This window comes from Paenimyroides ummariense (genome assembly GCF_900115115.1).
GTDB classification, from domain to species: Bacteria; Bacteroidota; Bacteroidia; order Flavobacteriales; family Flavobacteriaceae; genus Flavobacterium; species Flavobacterium ummariense.
The window spans coordinates 51399-70093 of the sequence record NZ_FOVI01000010.1; the positions used below are offsets into that span (position 1 = coordinate 51399).

The 18695-nt window shown below is 35.0% G+C and carries 19 protein-coding genes and 2 tRNA genes; 12 read left to right on the forward strand and 9 right to left on the reverse strand.

The window, feature by feature from the left end; translation table 11 throughout:
* Nucleotides 1–19: 19 nt before the first annotated feature.
* The 3 genes from BM253_RS09015 to era all read right to left on the reverse strand — a co-directional run bounded on the left by BM253_RS09015 (nucleotide 20) and on the right by era (nucleotide 3114).
* Nucleotides 20–760, reverse strand: coding sequence for an alpha/beta hydrolase (locus BM253_RS09015; RefSeq protein ID WP_177205755.1), 741 nt, complete (start codon nucleotides 758–760; stop codon nucleotides 20–22).
* A 131-nt stretch (nucleotides 761–891) separates the two neighbouring features.
* Nucleotides 892–2202 (reverse strand): ribosome biogenesis GTPase Der, encoded by a 1311-nt coding sequence (gene der, locus BM253_RS09020; RefSeq protein WP_091522603.1) that lies wholly within the window; start codon nucleotides 2200–2202, stop codon nucleotides 892–894.
* A gap of 27 nt (nucleotides 2203–2229) precedes the next feature.
* The gene (gene era / locus BM253_RS09025) at nucleotides 2230–3114 is read right to left on the reverse strand and encodes a GTPase Era (protein WP_091522607.1); all 885 of its coding nucleotides are present in this window, start codon (nucleotides 3112–3114) and stop codon (nucleotides 2230–2232) included.
* A 115-nt stretch (nucleotides 3115–3229) separates the two neighbouring features.
* Between era and BM253_RS09030 the strand changes: the two genes are divergently transcribed.
* Both BM253_RS09030 and BM253_RS09035 read left to right on the forward strand, forming a co-directional pair.
* Nucleotides 3230–3302, forward strand: a tRNA-Met gene (locus tag BM253_RS09030).
* Nucleotides 3303–3378: 76 nt separating this feature from the next.
* Nucleotides 3379–3451, forward strand: a tRNA-Met gene (locus tag BM253_RS09035).
* A gap of 222 nt (nucleotides 3452–3673) precedes the next feature.
* Here BM253_RS09035 and BM253_RS09040 read toward each other — a convergent pair.
* The 4 genes from BM253_RS09040 to BM253_RS09055 are packed head-to-tail and all read right to left on the reverse strand — an operon-like array spanning nucleotide 3674 to nucleotide 5854.
* Complete coding sequence (locus BM253_RS09040; protein ID WP_091522610.1) at nucleotides 3674–4474, reverse strand: TPM domain-containing protein; 801 nt, start codon at nucleotides 4472–4474, stop codon at nucleotides 3674–3676.
* Nucleotides 4474–4914 carry a TPM domain-containing protein gene (locus BM253_RS09045; protein WP_091522615.1) on the reverse strand — a complete coding sequence of 147 codons (441 nt, stop codon included), beginning with the start codon at nucleotides 4912–4914 and terminating at the stop codon, nucleotides 4474–4476. Before BM253_RS09045 ends, BM253_RS09040 begins: the two co-directional genes overlap by 1 nt.
* Before the next feature lies 1 nt (nucleotide 4915).
* Nucleotides 4916–5512 carry a LemA family protein gene (locus BM253_RS09050; RefSeq protein ID WP_091522616.1) on the reverse strand — a complete coding sequence of 199 codons (597 nt, stop codon included), beginning with the start codon at nucleotides 5510–5512 and terminating at the stop codon, nucleotides 4916–4918.
* A gap of 12 nt (nucleotides 5513–5524) precedes the next feature.
* Nucleotides 5525–5854, reverse strand: coding sequence for a MerR family transcriptional regulator (locus BM253_RS09055; protein ID WP_091522619.1), 330 nt, complete (start codon nucleotides 5852–5854; stop codon nucleotides 5525–5527).
* A 167-nt stretch (nucleotides 5855–6021) separates the two neighbouring features.
* Between BM253_RS09055 and alaS the strand changes: the two genes are divergently transcribed.
* The 7 genes from alaS (at nucleotide 6022) to BM253_RS09090 (ending at nucleotide 13097) form a co-directional block, all read left to right on the forward strand.
* Nucleotides 6022–8718 (forward strand): alanine--tRNA ligase, encoded by a 2697-nt coding sequence (gene alaS / locus BM253_RS09060; RefSeq protein WP_091522622.1) that lies wholly within the window; start codon nucleotides 6022–6024, stop codon nucleotides 8716–8718.
* A gap of 4 nt (nucleotides 8719–8722) precedes the next feature.
* Nucleotides 8723–9091: a hypothetical protein gene (locus BM253_RS09065; protein ID WP_091522625.1), complete on the forward strand. Its 369-nt coding sequence runs from the start codon at nucleotides 8723–8725 to the stop codon at nucleotides 9089–9091.
* A 91-nt stretch (nucleotides 9092–9182) separates the two neighbouring features.
* Nucleotides 9183–9542, forward strand: a complete 360-nt coding sequence (locus BM253_RS09070; RefSeq protein WP_091522630.1) for a putative quinol monooxygenase — start codon at nucleotides 9183–9185, stop codon at nucleotides 9540–9542.
* A 22-nt stretch (nucleotides 9543–9564) separates the two neighbouring features.
* The gene (locus BM253_RS09075) at nucleotides 9565–10518 is read left to right on the forward strand and encodes a GSCFA domain-containing protein (protein ID WP_091522633.1); all 954 of its coding nucleotides are present in this window, start codon (nucleotides 9565–9567) and stop codon (nucleotides 10516–10518) included.
* Nucleotide 10519: 1 nt separating this feature from the next.
* Complete coding sequence (locus BM253_RS09080) at nucleotides 10520–11140, forward strand: DUF4230 domain-containing protein (protein WP_091522636.1); 621 nt, start codon at nucleotides 10520–10522, stop codon at nucleotides 11138–11140.
* A 442-nt stretch (nucleotides 11141–11582) separates the two neighbouring features.
* Entirely contained in the window at nucleotides 11583–12077 is a 495-nt protein-coding gene (locus tag BM253_RS09085) for a hypothetical protein (RefSeq protein ID WP_091522640.1), read from the forward strand.
* 78 nt (nucleotides 12078–12155) lie between these two features.
* Nucleotides 12156–13097 (forward strand): hypothetical protein, encoded by a 942-nt coding sequence (locus BM253_RS09090; RefSeq protein WP_091522643.1) that lies wholly within the window; start codon nucleotides 12156–12158, stop codon nucleotides 13095–13097.
* A 145-nt stretch (nucleotides 13098–13242) separates the two neighbouring features.
* On the opposite strand, the gene lysS is transcribed toward BM253_RS09090, so the two are convergent.
* A complete protein-coding gene (gene lysS / locus BM253_RS09095; RefSeq protein WP_091522647.1) occupies nucleotides 13243–14943 on the reverse strand; it encodes a lysine--tRNA ligase in 1701 nt (566 codons plus the stop codon).
* Between the two features lie 137 nt (nucleotides 14944–15080).
* Between lysS and BM253_RS09100 the strand changes: the two genes are divergently transcribed.
* On the forward strand, nucleotides 15081–15245 hold the full coding sequence (locus BM253_RS09100; RefSeq protein ID WP_091522651.1) for a YqaE/Pmp3 family membrane protein: 165 nt from the start codon (nucleotides 15081–15083) through the stop codon (nucleotides 15243–15245).
* Between the two features lie 12 nt (nucleotides 15246–15257).
* Nucleotides 15258–15959, forward strand: a complete 702-nt coding sequence (lipB, locus tag BM253_RS09105; RefSeq protein WP_091522655.1) for a lipoyl(octanoyl) transferase LipB — start codon at nucleotides 15258–15260, stop codon at nucleotides 15957–15959.
* 26 nt (nucleotides 15960–15985) lie between these two features.
* Here lipB and BM253_RS09110 read toward each other — a convergent pair whose 3' ends face one another.
* Nucleotides 15986–16591 (reverse strand): ribonuclease HII, encoded by a 606-nt coding sequence (locus BM253_RS09110; RefSeq protein WP_091522658.1) that lies wholly within the window; start codon nucleotides 16589–16591, stop codon nucleotides 15986–15988.
* A gap of 302 nt (nucleotides 16592–16893) precedes the next feature.
* On the opposite strand from BM253_RS09110, the gene BM253_RS09115 reads away from it, so the two are divergent.
* A complete protein-coding gene (locus BM253_RS09115) occupies nucleotides 16894–18675 on the forward strand; it encodes a S8 family serine peptidase (RefSeq protein ID WP_177205756.1) in 1782 nt (593 codons plus the stop codon).
* Nucleotides 18676–18695: the final 20 nt, after the last annotated feature.

Below are 18695 nucleotides of genomic sequence, written 5' to 3' on the forward strand. Positions count from 1 at the left end.
TGAAAAATGTAGTTGGATTTTAAATAGAATCATTCAGTATTTTGATGAGGTTTTTGTGATATTCTGCATTGTTGTTTATACTAACATGATCTTGATTTTTTAAGATAAAAACAGAATCATTTTCTTTTAAAAGTGATTGTAATTTCAACGAATTTTGGTGTGAAATAACATAATCTTTATCTCCATGAAAAATGAAAATCGGACTTTTAACTTTTGATATATGCAAATTATTTTCGAAAGGATATTTTAAGATGAACGTTGGAAGAAATGGGAATCGTGATTTCATTTCGTTTTTTAAATTGAAATACGGCGCTTGCAGAATCAGTTTTTGCGGATTGTTTGCTGATGCCAGATAAGATGCAATGCCGGTCCCAATAGAATATCCTACAATAATGATTTGATCTTCTTTAAATTCTTTTTTCAGAAAATCGTAGCCCAATTGTGCATCCGAAAATAATTGCGTTTGATCTGAAATGTTTCCTTCGCTTTTACCAAAACCTCTGTAATCAGTAATAAGAACATTGTAACCCAATTCTAAATAAATGGGTGCGATATTTCCCCAAGTTGATAGATTTCCCGCATTACCATGAAGAAAATAAACAACTCCTTTTGGATTTTTCGTTTCAAAATACAGATTGTTTATTGTAACGTTATCACTTGTTTTTAAGTTAATTTCTTTAAAATTTTCAGAATAAATGTAGTTGGTTTCTTTGTTGATTTTTAACGGATGAAAAATAAAACTCTCCTGATTAAAATACATTATTAAGCATAAAATCAAATATAGCGAGATGATGAAGGAAAATATTTTAAAGTAGATGGAACGCATAATGTGTTTTTGATCGATTTAAAAGTACAAAAAAAGGAAAGACGTTTAAATCTTTCCTTTTGTAATTATTTCTGGCGGAAGTAAATCTCAATTGGCACTCCTTCAAAATTATAAATCTCGCGTAATTTGTTTTCTACATAACGCTTGTACGGATCTTTAATGTATTGCGGTAAATTGGCAAAAAACACAAACTGCGGCACAGGTGTTGGCAACTGCATACAGTATTTAATTTTAATGTATTTACCTTTAATGGCCGGTGGCGGATTGTGTTCAATAATCGGCAACATGGTCTCGTTAAATTTCGATGTTGAAATACGTTGCTTGCGGTTTTCGTACACTTCTACAGCGGTTTCTAACGCTTTTAACAAACGTTGTTTTGTTAATGCTGATACAAAAAGAATAGGCACATCGGTAAACGGAGCGATCTCTTCGCGGATTTTTTTCTCGTAATCGTGAGAAGTCATCGTGTCTTTTTCAACCAAATCCCATTTGTTAACCAATATTACAATTCCCTTGCGGTTTTTTTCTGCCAACCAAAAAATATTCTGATCCTGACCTTCAAATCCACGGGTTGCATCAATCACTAAAATACAAACATCGGCATGCTCAATAGCACGTACCGAACGCATTACCGAGTAAAACTCTAAATCGTCTTTTACCTTTGCTTTTCTGCGGATACCCGCCGTATCAACCAAATTAAATTCAAAACCAAAACGGTTGTATTTTGTATCGATCGCATCGCGTGTAGTTCCTGCAATATCGGTCACAACAAATCGATCTTCACCAATCAATGCATTAATAAAGCTCGATTTTCCTGCATTTGGACGACCAACAACTGCAAAACGAGGCAATTCGTCTTTTACTTCTTCAACTTCTGGTAATTCAGGTAAAATTTCAACAATTTTATCTAAAACTTCGCCCGTTCCAGAACCACTCATTCCAGACATAGTCACGTATTCGCCCAAACCTAAATTGTAAAATTCAAAAGCATCTTGTTCGCGTTTTGCGTTATCCACTTTATTTACAACCAATAAAACCGGTTTGGTAACTTTACGCAGCAGTTTTGCCACTTCGTTATCCATTGGGGTAATTCCTTCCTCAACATCAACCAAAAACACAATGGCATCGGCTTCATCAATCGCTAATTCTACTTGTTTGCGGATCTCGCCTTCAAAAATATCGTCAGATCCTTTAATATATCCACCTGTATCAATAACAGAGAATTCTTTTCCATTCCATTCACTTTTTCCATAATTACGATCTCTGGTAACACCACTTACCGAATCTACTATGGCTTCGCGTTTTTGAATAAGACGGTTAAAAAAGGTCGACTTTCCTACATTAGGTCTTCCTACAATTGCTACAATGTTGCTCATATTACTTCACTTTTAAAAAGTGTGATTTTATTTTTGTTGATACCCGAAACGACGTAATTGGAACTGATTATTTCGCCAGTCTTTATTCACTTTTACAAACAATTCTATATGAACTTGCTTGTCAAAAAACTTCTCTAATTCGGCACGCGATTCCATTCCTACTTTCTTTAAAGCTGCTCCTTTATGACCAATGATGATGCCTTTCTGACTGTCACGCTCTACCATAATAACCGCTTTAATGTGAATAATTTTATCTTCTTCTTTAAACTCTTCTGTTTCGATTTCTACCGAATAAGGAATTTCCTTTTGATAGTTTAGAAGGATTTTCTCGCGGATAATTTCATTAACAAAGAAACGTTCAGGTTTATCGGTTAACGCATCTTTCGGGTAATAAGGTGGCGATTCTGGTAATAATTCTAAAATGCGGTTAAAAACAGTATCCACATTAAAATTGTTTAGTGCCGATATTGGAATTATTTCTGCATTAGGAACTTTTTCTTTCCACAAAGAAACCTGTTCTTCTAAATGTTCCTGGTTTGATTTGTCGATCTTATTCAACAACAATAAAACCGGAACTTTTGCATGGGTAATTTTTTTAAAGAAAGCTTCGTCTTTTAATTCGCGTTCGCCCACTTCAACCATATACAGAAGAATGTCTGCATCTTCGAAAGCCGATTTCACAAAATCCATCATCGATGTCTGCAATTCGTACGCAGGCTTGATGATTCCCGGAGTGTCTGAAAAAACCATCTGAAAATCGTCACCATTTACAATTCCGAAAATACGGTGGCGCGTTGTTTGTGCTTTTGATGTAATGATTGATAAACGCTCACCAATAAAAGCATTCATTAAGGTTGATTTTCCTACATTTGGATTTCCGATAATATTTATAAAACCAGCTTTGTGCGACATAATTTCTGTAATAATTTGCAAAGTTACTTAATAATAGTGAAACACACTAATTTTATAATTTTCTGTAAAAAGTTTGGGTATTCCAAAAAGTCGCCTTACATTTGCACCACAATAGCGCGGGATAGAGCAGTAGGTAGCTCGTTGGGCTCATAACCCAAAGGTCACTGGTTCGAGTCCAGTTCCCGCTACTAAGACTAAAAGTCCTTTTAAAAAATGTTTAGAATTTCATTTTTTAATCGTAGTAAAAATTCACAAAACGCACAGCGCGGGATAGAGCAGTAGGTAGCTCGTTGGGCTCATAACCCAAAGGTCACTGGTTCGAGTCCAGTTCCCGCTACTAAAAGAGAATCAAGAAATTGGTTCTCTTTTTTATTTCAATAAAGTATGGTAAAGATTTGTTTAGCGATGAATTTGTAATGAATAATTCTCAATTGCGTTGGGCTTCAGCCCGATGGTATTAGAGGAGAGTTATTTGACTTTAGTCAAAATTCTTCAATAGAAACAAGTAGAAACAAAAAAGCAGTTCGTTTGAACTGCTTTTAATATTTTGAAAGGGTTTTTACCAACTTCCGCCGGCACCACCGCCAGAGAAACCTCCACCACCGAAGCCGCCTCCAAATCCTCCACCGAAGCCACCGCCTCCTGAAGAACCGCCAAAGCCGCCTCTTCCACCGCCGCCACGACCTAAACTGCTTAAAATAATAATATCCATTAAGTCGGGACCGCCGCGTCTGCCGCCGTTGTTTCCTTTACCACCACCCATTTTACTTGCTATTACAAGTATTATGATTACAATTAATACAATAAAAAAGCCGGGAATACCGCCACCGCTTTCTCTATTTTCTTGTCGGGTTCCTTTATAAGTTCCCGAAAAAAGATCCATTAATTTGGTGGTTCCAATATCTAATCCGGCATAATAATCGCCTTTTTTAAATTCGGGAATGATAAAATTTCGAATGATTTCTCCGTTAATTCCGGCTGTTAATAAATGCTCTAATCCGTAACCCGGAGCAATCCATAACTTTTTTTCTTTTTCTGCTAATAGAATAAAAACACCATTGTCTTTATCTGCCTGACCAATTCCCCATTTGTGTGCCCATTTCGGAGCTAATTCGCCTTCATATTCGCCATTTAAACTGGGAATTATGGCTACTACAATTTGGGTTGAAGTGGTATCGGCATAAGTAATTAGTTTTTGTTCTAACTGCTGTTTTTCGGTTGCCGACAATAAATTGGCGTAGTCAAAAACGCTGGTTTGTTCGCTTGCCTTTGATGGTTTTTCCGGAATGTTAAACTGCGCCAGAACCAGCAACGGAAAAAGCAATAAAAATAGAGTGGTTATTTTTTTGAATGGATTCATTAACCTCTTGAAATTTGGTTTGGTAATTCGTTTACATCGTCTTTACCGTTGTACGGAAAGAAATGTTTTAATTGTTTGCCACTTTGTAGAATGCCTGCAATAATACCTTGTTTAAAGTTGTTTGCTTTAAAATGATCTATAACCGTTTTCTTGGTGTTTTCCCAGAAATCATAAGGTACAACGGCATCAATTCCATCATCGCCAATAATTGCAAAATGTCGGTCTTTAACGCCTATATAAAACAAAACGCCGTTGCGGGCGCTTGTTTTATGCATATCTAACATCTTAAAAACTTCTTGGGCACGTTCTAATACAGGCAAATCAGAATGTTCTTCTATGTGCACGCGTATCTCGCCCGATGTTTCTTTTTCGGCTTTTACAATAGCTGCTACAATTTCCTGTTCTTCGCTGCTGCTTAAAAAATCTTCTGTTATCGACATTTTATTTGAAATCAAAATTTACTTCCGGAGCTTTTTCTGCACCTTCAGAAGCTTTGAAATATCCTTTTTCTGTAAATCCTAAAATACCAGCTAATAAGTTGTTAGGGAATACTTTTATGTGGTTGTTGTATGGTTTAACTGTTTCGTTAAAACGGGTACGTGCTGTTAAGATTTGATTTTCTGTACTTACTAATTCATCTTGTAATTTAATGAAGTTTTGGTTTGCTTTTAAATCAGGATATTTTTCTACAGTTACCAATAAACGAGATAATGCACTGTTTACGCCGCTTTGTGCCTGACTAAATGCTGCTAATTGTTCAGGAGTAACGTTTGAGGCATCAACCGTAGTTTGTGTTGCTTTTGAACGCGCACTGATAACAGCTTCTAATGTTGACTTTTCAAAATCGGCAGCACCTTTTACTGTGTTAACCAAATTACCGATTAAAGAGTTTCTTCTTTCGTAAGCAGTTTCAACATTTCCCCAGCTTTCTTTTATGTTTTCGTTTAAAGTTACTGCTGTGTTGTTAATACCTTTTACCCAAGCATAGATACCAATAGCTACTACTGCGATAATGATTAAAGGAAGAAATTTTTTCATAAATTTTTTAAATTAGATTTCGTTTTTAATAATAATTAGTTGTTTTTTGATAAGCTCTAATTTTTCGATAATTTCAATTGTATTCAACGGATTTTTCTTGTTGTTCTTTAAAAAATCTTTTGCACCGTCTAACGTAAATCCCTTTTCTTTTACCAAATGATAAATGGTTTTCAAGTTTTTTAAATCTTCAGGCGTAAACATTCTGTTGCCTTTTGCGTTTTTTTTAGGCTTCAAAATATCAAATTCCTTTTCCCAAAAACGTATCAACGAAGCATTTACGTTAAACGCTTTCGCAATTTCACCTATGCTGTAATATCTTTTTTCGGGTAAGTCAATCTGCATTATCTTCAAATTTTGCTTATGCTAATATACAATTTTTCTAATAAGTTTATGCATTGGCAAAAAGTTCCTGCGAACAACAAAAAATCTTTTAAAAAACACTATTTTTGCAACTTATGTACACTTTTTTAAAGTGTTAGTTTTGAACGATTCATAATTTAATATATCGAATGAAATCACAAGATATCAGAAAAAAATTTCTTGATTTTTTTGAAAGCAAAGGACATTTAATTGTTCCGTCGGCACCAATTGTTTTAAAAGACGATCCAACCCTTATGTTTAACAACTCGGGAATGGCGCAGTTTAAAGAGTATTTTTTAGGAAACGCCACACCAAAAAGCAACCGTATTGCCGATACGCAGAAATGTTTGCGTGTTTCGGGTAAGCATAACGATTTGGAAGATGTAGGTTTTGATACCTATCATCATACTATGTTCGAAATGTTGGGCAACTGGTCTTTTGGCGATTATTTTAAGAAAGAAGCAATTGCTTGGGCATGGGAATTTTTAACCGAAGAATTAAAGATTGATAAAGACCGCTTGTATGTTTCGGTTTTCGAAGGAAACGACGCAGAAAATGTTCCGTTTGATCAGGAAGCTTGGGATTTATGGAAACAATATGTTGCCGAAGACCGAATTATTCTTGGAAACAAAAAGGATAATTTTTGGGAAATGGGTGATCAGGGACCATGCGGACCGTGTTCTGAAATTCATGTGGATTTACGTCCGGATGCTGAAAGAAATGAAGTTTCAGGTCGATCTTTAGTAAATGCAGATCATCCGCAGGTTGTTGAAATCTGGAATAACGTATTTATGGAATTTAACCGTAAAGCCGATGGATCGTTAGAAAAACTGCCTGCAAAACACGTTGATACCGGAATGGGTTTTGAACGTTTGTGTATGGCTATGCAAAATGTAACATCAAACTACGATACCGATGTTTTTACGCCGCTTATTGCAAAGGTGGAAGAAATTACTGATAAAAAATATACTACCAACGATGTCATTCTGAACGATAGTGAAGAATCTCAAGAGCAAAATAAAACCAATATTGCCATTCGTGTAATTGTAGATCACGTACGTGCGGTGGCTTTCGCTATTGCCGATGGACAGTTGCCGTCAAACAACGGAGCGGGTTACGTAATCCGTCGTATTTTGCGTAGAGCAATCCGTTACGGATTTACTTTTTTAGGAACAAAAGAGCCGTTTATTTATCAGTTGGTAGATGTGTTGTCAGCTCAAATGGGGCAATTCTTTCCTGAAATCGTTTCACAAAAAGACTTGGTTAAAAATGTAATTAAAGAAGAAGAAGCTTCTTTCTTAAGAACTTTAGATCAGGGATTACAATTATTGGAACTATCCATCAGAGACATTGAAATTCGCCAATGGGATTCTGATGGAAAATTAATTTATAGTGAGAATAAAATAGCTTTATTCGATGGAGATGTAGCGTTCAAATTATATGATACGTACGGTTTTCCTATTGATTTAACAGAATTGATTTTACGTGAGAAAGGAATTAGATTAGATAAAGCTGGTTTCGATGCGGCAATGAAAGCTCAAAAAGACCGTTCGCGTGCAGCGTCTGAAATTTCTAAAGACGACTGGAATGTGTTGATTGAAGGAAATGTAGAAACTTTTGAAGGTTACGATAAAGTTGAAAATGAAGTAAAAATCACGCGTATTCGTAAAGTAGAATCTAAAAAAGATGGTACGCTGTATCAGATTGTTTTAGATCATACGCCGTTTTATGCCGAAGGCGGTGGACAAGTTGGCGATAAAGGTGTTTTGGTATCAGCAAATGAAACCATTGAAATCATTGATACTAAAAAAGAAAACAACCTTATTTTACATTTTACCAAACAGTTGCCAGAGAATTTACAGGCGGTTTTCGTAGCAAAAGTAAATACAGATTTACGCGGAAAATCATCTAAAAACCACTCGGCAACCCACTTGTTACATCAAGCGTTACGAACCATTTTAGGAACGCACGTAGAACAAAAAGGGTCGTTGGTTGCGCCGAATTATTTACGTTTCGATTTTTCTCATTTCGCAAAAGTTACCGATGAGGAATTACAGCAAATTGAAGCTTTTGTGAACGCACGTATTCAGGAACAATTGCCATTGATTGAACGTAGAGAAATTCCGTTTAAACAAGCGATAGCGGAAGGTGTAATGGCGTTGTTTGGCGAAAAATACGGTGATACTGTTCGTGCCATTAAGTTTGGTGATTCTATGGAATTGTGTGGTGGTATCCACGTACAAAACACTGCCGATATTTGGGCGTTTAAAATTGTTTCAGAAAGTGCCGTTGCAGCGGGAATCCGTCGTATTGAAGCGATAACGGGTGATGCAGTTCAGGATTTTTACAACAATCAGGAAGCTACTCTAAAAGAAATTAAAGAAGCGTTGAAAAATCCGCAGGATACCATGAAAGCGGTACAATCGTTACAAGACGAAAATGCCAAGCTTAAAAAACAGTTAGACCAATTGTTGAAAGAAAAAGCCAAAGGTTTAAAAGGCGATTTGTTGAAGGAAGTGCAAGAAATAAACGGAGTGAAATTTTTAGCAAAACAAGTTGATTTAGATGCAAACGGAGCCAAAGATTTAGCTTACGAAATTGGTGGAACCGCAAACAATTTCTTTATTTTGTTTGGAACAGTTACCGATGATAAACCAATGTTAACGGCTTATGTTTCAAAAGAAATTACCGAAACTAAAGGTTTAAATGCCGGACAAATCGTTCGTGAATTAGGTAAATACATTCAAGGCGGCGGCGGCGGACAAGCATTTTTTGCTACAGCTGGTGGTAAAAATGCAGCAGGTATTACAGAAGCAGTTGCAAACGCTGTGAACTTTGTTAAATAATAATATGATTGAGGTTTTGAAAGAAACTTATGGCGATTTCCATGATGCTCTAATTACTGAAATTAGGTATAAAACGAATTTTAATTATCATAATAATCAAGATAATGGTGTTAATGAAGTAGAACTTTTTATTAGCTGTTTTAATCTGATAAATAATTTTAAAAGAGAACTTATTAAAATTACTTTTTTTGATGTTTCAGTTTTTAAATTCGTTGCATACGAAGGAATGGTAAATTCAGCTCTTTTAAAGAACGAAAATGATTTAATTACTTTTGACTTTTTTCCAAGTATTTATCATGATCATTTGGAAGAAGATTTAAATTCAGATTGTATTATTAAATGTAAAAAAGTTTATTATTCTGTTATAGAATAGATTATAAATAACATGAACAAAAAAGAGGAAAGTTAACTTTCCTCTTTTTCTTTTTACATCAAATTCGTAACTTTAAAATAAAATTCAAGTTATGAGATATGTAGTTATTGTAGCGTATCGGGTTTTTCCCGATAAAAGAGAGTTGTTTTTTAATCTGGTGCGAAAAGAAGCCGATGCTTTGGTACAAAACGAATTGGGGACTTTACATGTAACCAATATGATTGATCAGATCGATCCGAATAAATTCTTAAACCTAAAAATATTCGAATCTAAAGAAGCTTACGAAGAACATAAAAAAGGATTGATCTTAAAAGCTTTTTTAGAGGAAGCCGATGAAATGGTAATTGAAGGTCCAAATGTGATTTTTGAAGGTATTCACATGTATTCATGTGATGATTATACTTTGGAACAAAAAAGCGGTGAAGATATGTCGGCTTATTTTAAAAGATAGTTTGTAATTTTACAGAAAAAACATGCAGTTACAAACTTTTGTTCCCATTCAGCCGTTAAACAACAAGATCAATTACCACTCAAAAATAGTCAGTGTGGGCAGTTGTTTTGCTGTAAATATGGCGCAACGATTTAAGCAGTATCAGTTTGTAAATACGGTGAATCCGTTGGGAATTTTATTTCATCCGCGGGCAATATCGACCCTTGTGCAATATGCAATAAACAGTAAAGTTTTTTCGGAAACCGATGTTTTTCTGCACAACGAAATATGGAGTTGTTTTCATGCACATTCCGATTTAAACGAATTGGAACAGGAAGATATTATTGATAAATTAAATCAGAAAATATCCAGTTTTAGAAACGATATAGAACAAGCATCGCATTTTATTGTAACCTTCGGAACGGCGTGGGTTTATCGATTCATTGAAACCAACGAAATTGTAGCCAACTGCCATAAAGTTCCACAACAGAAATTTCAGAAAGAATTATTGTCGATTGATGATTGTCAAAAGTCGATTTTTCAGATCGAAGCAGGATTACGTCAGATCAATCCAAATATTCAGATTATTTATACCATTTCGCCTGTTCGTCATATTAAAGACGGTTTCGTGGAAAATCAACGTAGCAAAGCACATTTAATAGCAGCGTTACATCAGCATTTGCAGGAAAATCAAAATTTGAACTATTATTTTCCTTCGTACGAAATTATCATGGATGAATTACGCGATTATCGTTTTTACGGCAAAGATATGATCCATCCAAACGAATTGGCGGTTGATTATATCTGGGAATCGTTCGTTCAAAATTGTATCGATCCGGAAATTTTATCAACCATGAAAAAAGTCGATGAGGTTCAGAAAGGTTTGGCACACCGTCCGTTTAATCCGTACACCGAAGCACATCAGCAGTTTTTGGATAAATTAGCCGTGAAATTAGATGAGCTGTTAGAAGAATATCCTTTTATGAATTTTAGATAATATGACAAAAAAAGCCTTAATATTTGCACTAATCTGTGTTGCTTTAGGCAGCCTGCTTACCTTTTTTATCATGCGAAAAGTCGATAAAAAGAATGAAGTGTTGCCCGATACCGAACTGATTCAGCAGCAAATGAAAAACGTGAGTAAATTGGTGGTGAACGAAGCCAAAATATCGCAGATCTACAATTACAAAGACGAGAAATCGTTTATGAATTTAATGAGTTTCGATAAAAAAGCGTTGGTAGTTGTAAACGCCGATGTGCAGATTATGTACGATCTGTCAAAGCTTGAATATGCTGTAGATGAAACCAACAAAATTGTAAAAATCACGTTTATTCCAAAAGAAGAAATAAAGATCAATCCCGATATTAAAATTTACGATGTAGAAGAATCTCGGTTCAACGCCTTTAAAGGCAACGATTACAACACCATTCAGGAAAGCGTAAAAAAGCAGTTTCATGAAAAAATAATGAAATCGAACATTCAGGCAAATGCAAAAAACCGATTGATAAGCGAATTAAGTAAGTTTTTGGTGGTAACGCAGTCGTTAGGTTGGACGCTACAATATCAGGATGAAACAATTACCAATACTGCCGATTTTAACGAATTGATACAGTTATAAAATAAATCAGTATATTTGCTGAATAGTAATCACTTAATAATTGAAGATATGATGGTAAGAATGAACACTTTTGGTACTTGCCCGCTGGTAAATCTGGCGCAGAATCTTCGTGGTTTATATTTTTCGTAGAAATTTTTTATTAGAAATATCATAAAGCTCGGAGTTTACCTTCGGGCTTTTTTAGTAATAGAAACCCGTTGGGTGTAATTCAAATAAATAAAAATTAACCACATAGACGAATAGAATTACTAATTTATCAAAGATAGGATAGAAAATTATATTATTTTTCACATAGTTTGCTATGCAAAAGTAAAACGTCAATCATAATTTTTCCAAACATAAGAAAAATCTATATTTCTATGTGGTGGAAATAATTACACACAAAGGGTTAATAGAATAATTTTTAAGTGCAAGAAAACGCACAAATCAATCAAATTTAAAAATGAAATCAATCGATATATATTTAGTACAAGCGTTAGATAATTATCCGTATAGTTTAGAAGATACTCTAACATCATTGGAATACGCCTTGTCTTATAACGAAAATAATACCCAAACGCTTTGTTTGTATGGCAGGTTTTTGGCAGAACAGTTTAAGCAGTACGAAGAAGCTAAAACATACTTTCAAAAAGCAATAAGTATAGATTTAAATGCTGTTGATGTATACCCTTACTATATTGAAACGCTTTTAAAAAACGAAGATTACACCGAAGCCGAAAAATTAATCGACTTTGCTTTAAAAATTAAAGGGATAGATACTTTGGCTATAAAATTGGCAGAAGTTCATTTGCATGAAAGACAGTTACATATTAACAAAGCGCTTAAACTGGCAAAGAACCTGTATCTGTATTATTACGATATAGAAAGCAAACAATTGATAGAAGATACCGTTGACCGTTTAAAAAAGAAGCGAAATATTAAACGAAATAAAAAATAAATGTGTTAATTTTTTAACAGCAGTACTTTTTTTTTATACTTTAGGGGTTTAATTACAAATATTTAAAACAATTACTTTATGAAAATTAATAAACTACTCTTTTTTCTACTAGCTGTATTTAGTTTAAATTCATGTGTAGAATATGTAGATAATGGTACCATACCAACTGGACCTGAGATACCCGAAGAACTAAAGTTTGTAGCTGTACATAGTAATCCTAATGAAGCTAAATATATTGGCGATAAATTTGAGTTTACAGCAGCTTTAAATGGTGTAGATGTAACTAAATCTACTAAATTTAAAGTAAACGGTACTACAATGCCAAGTAATACCTATACACCTGTTAAAACAGGACCGCATACGGTTATTGCAACAATGGACGATTATACCTCTACGTTTAAATTTACTGTTCAAGAAAAGGAAGAAGAACCGGAACCGACAGGTAATAGAATTGAGTATGATGGTGATTGGAAGCCTGTAACTAATACATTTTGGATAGCTACTGGCGATCCAACTCCAAATACTGGAGGATTTGATGGATTTAATGTAACACCACACGGAGCTACTTCTCCTGTTGTTTGTACTAAATGGCTTATTGTATCAATGGACCATGCAAATGATCCTACAAAAGCTAAAAATTTATATTATGTAGATGAAGTATTTATTCCTGTAGATATGAGTACTACACCACCTTCGGTTAAATACCCACACCAAGCGACAAATTTCTATTATACTGCAGATTCAGGAATGGTTTTTGTCTTTGATAATACAAATATTCAGATGACGAGTAATCAATTTAACTTTATTTCTGGAACCACACCTAGTGCGGGATCAACAGCTAATTATACTGCGACAGGTAATTTAGTGAATTCTAAAGAAGGTAAATTGTTTTGGAATGGTGCTTATAGTTTCCAATTAGTTCCCGATGGGCCAAAAGCAAAAGGAATGTCTAAAATATCAAAAATTGATTTTACAAAAAGTCTAAATACCAATATAACAAAGATTAATCTTAAAAAATAAAAGAAAAAAGTTTAAAATTTAATTTATAAAAACGCTGCTGTAACAAGCAGCGTTTTTTTATTGAAGTTAAAATTTAAAATAAATGCATAAAATAAAACCCTCAGCCAATGAGCAGAGGGTTTGTTATTATTAAGCAAAAAGTTGTTTAAACAAACTCAACTATTTTTTCTTCGTTTTCTGTAACCACTTTAGTTAGGTTATAAGAAGCTAAAGCTTTCATGGCTTTATCCCATTTTTTACCGCTTAATGCTGCTTGTTCTTTTAATGCAGCAATAGAAAGCTTGTTTTGGTTGGCTTCTAAAATGCTGATGATTATTTTTTCGTCATCGGTTAATTCGTAAGCAGGTGCTGCTTTTTCTGGGCGCATTTGCGGGAAAAACAACACTTCTTGTATTGATGGGTTGTTGGTTAAAAACATAATCAATCGGTCCATACCAATACCCAAACCACCTGTTGGTGGCATTCCGAACTCTAAAGCACGTAAGAAATCTTCATCAATAAACTGTCCGGCTTCATCATCTCCTTTTTCAGATAATTTCAACTGGTCTTCAAAACGTTCGCGTTGATCAATTGGGTCGTTTAATTCCGAATACGAATTCGCAATTTCTTTACCACAAACCATCAGCTCAAAACGCTCGGTTAATTCAGGGTTATCGCGGTGTTCTTTGGTAAGTGGCGACATTTCTTTAGGATAATCGGTAATAAATGTTGGCTGAATGTAATTTCCTTCACATTTCTCTCCAAAAATCTCGTCGATCAATTTTCCTTTACCCATGGTATCATCAACAGCAATCCCCATGTTTTTAGCAGCTTCTCGAATCTCATCTTCGGTTTTCCCATCGATATCAAAACCGGTAAAATCAATAATCGCCTGGCGCATGGTTACTCGTTGGTAAGGTGCTTTAAAGTTGATTTTATGTTCTCCAAAAGTAGCTTCGCTTGTTCCGTTAACCGCAATGGCACAATGTTCCAGCAATTGTTCGGTAAACTCCATCATCCAGTTGTAATCTTTATAAGCAACATAAATTTCCATTGCCGTAAATTCCGGATTATGAGTTCTGTCCATTCCTTCGTTACGGAAGTTTTTAGAAAACTCGTAAACACCTTCAAATCCACCAACAATCAAACGTTTTAAATACAATTCGTTTGCAATACGCATGTATAACGGAATGTCTAACGCATTGTGATGTGTAATAAACGGACGTGCCGCAGCACCACCAGGAATTGACTGTAAAACCGGTGTGTCAACCTCTAAATAGCCACGGTCGTTAAAAAACGATCGCATGGCGTTGTATAATTTGGTGCGTTTTATAAAAATTTCTTTGTTTAGCGGATTCACGATTAAATCTACATAACGCATACGGTAACGCAATTCCGGATCGGTAAAGGCGTCAAAAACATTTCCTTCCTCATCGGTTTTTGGTAACGGTAACGGGCGTAATGTTTTAGAAAGGATTGAAAATTTTTCTACGCGGATACATTTTGCACCAACTTGTGTAGTAAATAATTCGCCCTCAATACCAATAAAATCGCCTAAATCGGTTAATTTTTTAAATATGGTGTTATATAACGTTTTGTCATCGTCTGTGCAAATAACATCACGGTTTAAATACAACTGAATTCTACCTTCCTGATCCTGGATTTCAGCAAAACTTGCTTTCCCCTGATCACGCACACTCATTAATCTGCCGGCAGTTACAACCTTCTTGCCTTCTTCAAAAGTTTCCTTGATCTGCTTCGATGTATGATCTACCGGAAACAAATTTGCGGGATAAGGATTGATGCCAAGTTCACGTAACTTGCCCAATTTTTCTCTTCTGATGATTTCTTGTTCTGAAAGTTGCATAAAATTTATATTTTCTTTATTTAACCTGCAAAATTAATTATTTTTTAGTTGATTGATAAGTTTTGTTTGAATATTTTTAAATGCACGATTTTTTTTAATTGATTAAATTTGTAAGAATATTAATTAATGGAAACACTATGAGTTTTTGGAGGGTTATATTAGCCATTTTTCTACCGCCTTTTGCTGTTTTTGATAAAGGATGCGGATCGATATTGATTGTACTTTTGCTTACATTGGCAGGATGGGTTCCGGGAGTTATTGGTGCTTTGGTAATATTAAACAATCCCAAATATAACAGATAAATACAGCATTAAATGAATAAAAAAGTAATAATACAAGATTTAGGATTAAAAGACTATAAAGATACTTGGGATTATCAGGAAGAATTGTTTCAAGGAATTTTAGATATAAAATCGCAAAATCGTAAAGACGAAGCAAACCAGAAAGAAACACCTAACTATTTTTTGTTTGTAGAGCATCCGCACGTATATACATTAGGTAAAAGTGGCGATTTAGAAAATTTGCTTTTGAATGATGAACAGTTGGCTGCGAAAGGCGCTACTTTTTATAAGATAAATCGTGGGGGAGATATTACGTATCACGGACCCGGACAAATTGTTGGATATCCGATTTTAGATTTAGATAATTTTTTTACTGATATTCACAAGTATTTACGTTTTCTGGAAGATGTAATTATTAAAACTATTGCCGATTACGGCTTGAAAGGCGAACGAAGCGAAGGCGAAACCGGAGTTTGGTTAGATGTAGGAACACCGTTTGCAAGAAAGATTTGTGCATTAGGTGTGCGTGCTTCGCGTTGGGTTACCATGCATGGTTTTGCACTGAACGTAAATACCAATCTAGGGTATTTTGATAATATTATTCCGTGCGGAATTCGTGGAAAAGCAGTGGCTTCTTTAAATGTAGAATTAGGAGTTGAAAAGGTAGATGAAGAAGAAGTAAAGCAAAAAATTCTACATTATTTTAAAGAGCTTTTTGAAGCCGAATTTTTATAATATAATAAGGAGTGAATTTTCACTCCTTATATATTTAAATCCAATGCCAGTTGTTCCGGTAAAAGCCTGAAGGTTTTGCGGTGGTATTTACACGGGCCATACTCTAAAATAGCTTCGCGATGTTTTTTAGTCGGATATCCCATATTTCTATCCCAACCATACATTGGAAATTCTTCATGCAATTGCAACATATAGTCGTCGCGATATGTTTTTGCTAAGATCGATGCCGCTGCAATACTTAAATATTTGCTGTCGCCTTTAATAATGGTTTCGTGAGGGATTTGTTTGTAAGGTTTAAACCGGTTTCCATCAACAATAATGAATTCAGGTTCAAAGCTCAAAGTAGAAATGGCTTGATGCATCGCTTCAATAGATGCGTTCAAAATATTAATTTCATCAATCGTGTTTTCATAAACATGCGCAATGCTAAAGAGCTGATTATTTTCTTCAATAAACAAACGCAGATTTTTCCGTGAACCAATCGACAGTTTTTTAGAATCGTTAATCAGTTCATTTTCCAATTTATCGTTAATAAGAATGGCTGCAGCCGTTACTGGACCTGCAAGGCAACCTCTGCCTGCTTCATCAGTACCGACCTCTATCTGCAGGTTACTATACGCTTTTAATAACATAACAAAATGTTAAATAATATAATAATTTAATAAAAAAATAAAAATCACAACAAATTTACATAAATTTGATATCTTAAATGTATTATGATTAATTTTTAAATATAATGAAAAATAAAATTACGAAACTATTTATAGTTTTAATGCTTTCGGGATTTGCAGCAAATGCACAGCAATCTACAGAAGATACTAGACTTATAACCAAGGACTATGATATGGAAAAGATAAAAGCGCTAGAAGAGCGTTTTAATCGTGAATACTTAGAAGGTTATGAGAAAGCGGTTGCTATTGCAAAAGAGCGTGGGTTGGAGATAGAAGGAAAAGATGAGAGTGGAAGATCTTTCAGTTTACAAGGAATTGACGATGAAGGAAATTTAAAGTATTATATCACTTCTAATAATTCAAGTACTAAGTCATCTATTCAAACAGCAAGAGTGCAGTATTTACACGATGGTACTGCTGATTTTGGATCGGATATTCAAGGACAAGGGTTAACACTTGGTATTTGGGATAATGGAGCGGTGTATGCTGGTCATCAATCAATAGGAGTGGCACGCGTTACAACTAAAGATACTAGTACTTCTATAGGCGATCATGCTTCGCATGTGGCGGGTACTATGATGGCTAACAATAGTATTCCACGTATAAAAGGAATGGCACCACAGGCATTTTTGTGGTCAAACGATTGGCATAATGATAATGCTGAAATGACTTCACAAGCAGGTCAGGGTTTATTGGTTTCTAACCATTCGTATGGCGCAGATTATGTTCAGGCTGGGCTTCATACAGATCCTGCGGGGTTTGGTAGATACGGATCCGATGCAAGAAATATAGATGAAATTACATATGTAGCAGATAAATACTTACCTGTATTTGCAGCTGGTAACGCCCGCAATGGAGATAATGGTGTGTTTTTTAACAGAGCTAGAGGTGGTGCTGATTTAATGCATGGTGATGCAGTATCTAAAAATGCAGTAGTTGTGGCTGCTATAGAAGGAATAACTGATTATCAACAGCCGTCAGATGTTGTGATGTCTAGTTTTAGTCAATGGGGTCCAACAGATGATTTTAGAATAAAACCCGATATTTCTGCTAAAGGGGTTGCAGTTGTTTCAGTGGATGCTAAGCCAAAAAACGGACAACTTGACCCTACTGCTGTGGTGTCAAATCAAGGAACATCAATGGCGGCGCCGTCTGTTACCGGAGTGTTTGGATTGTGGCAACAGTATTTTAAGAAATTATATCCAACCAAAGGCGCTATGAGAGCTGCAACTGTAAAGGCGCTAATGGCGATTAGTGCAGATGAAGCTGGAACAGCAGACGGACCTGATCATCGTTTTGGATGGGGAGTGATTAATGCAAGAAGAGGAGCAGAAATATTGCGTGATTCTAAAAAACCAGATGCAATAGTTTCAGAGTTAGAATTAACAAACGGGGCTACCTATGAAATTGAAGTAGATACTGATGGTAACTTGCCATTAAAGGCTGCTATTGCTTGGACAGATCCTGCAGGTAGTGTTATTTCGGGTGCTGATGATACAACCCCGGTATTAATAAATGACCTAGATTTAAGAATTATACGTCCAACTGGTCAAGAGATTATGCCTTGGACATTAAGAGCTGTAACTCCGTCGTGGGCTAATTATTCGGCGTGGAAAAGTGATAATATTGTGGATCCTCTTGAAGTGGTTGAGTATAAAGGGCCGGCTACTGGAGTAGCGCCTGCGGGTAAGTATACTATTAGAGTTACTCATAAAGGAACTTTGGTTAATGGTCCACAAAGATTTTCTTTAATAGTTTATGGTATCAAGAAAGATCTTTCTGTTAAAGGTCAGCAGTTTGATAATTTGGTTGTTTATCCAAACCCTGTAAACGATATAGTTAATTTGAAAGCAGATTTGGCAAGTATTGCAGGAGCTAATGTTCAAATTTTTGACATGAGCGGAAAACAAGTTTACGAAAATAATGATTTGTTTTATAACACTAATGAAACAAGTATAAATATTAGTTTTTTAAACAGTGGTATGTACTTACTTAAATTGAGTAATGAAGGTACTAATCAAACGATAAAAATTGTAAAAAAATAATCTTATAATTTATAAAAAGC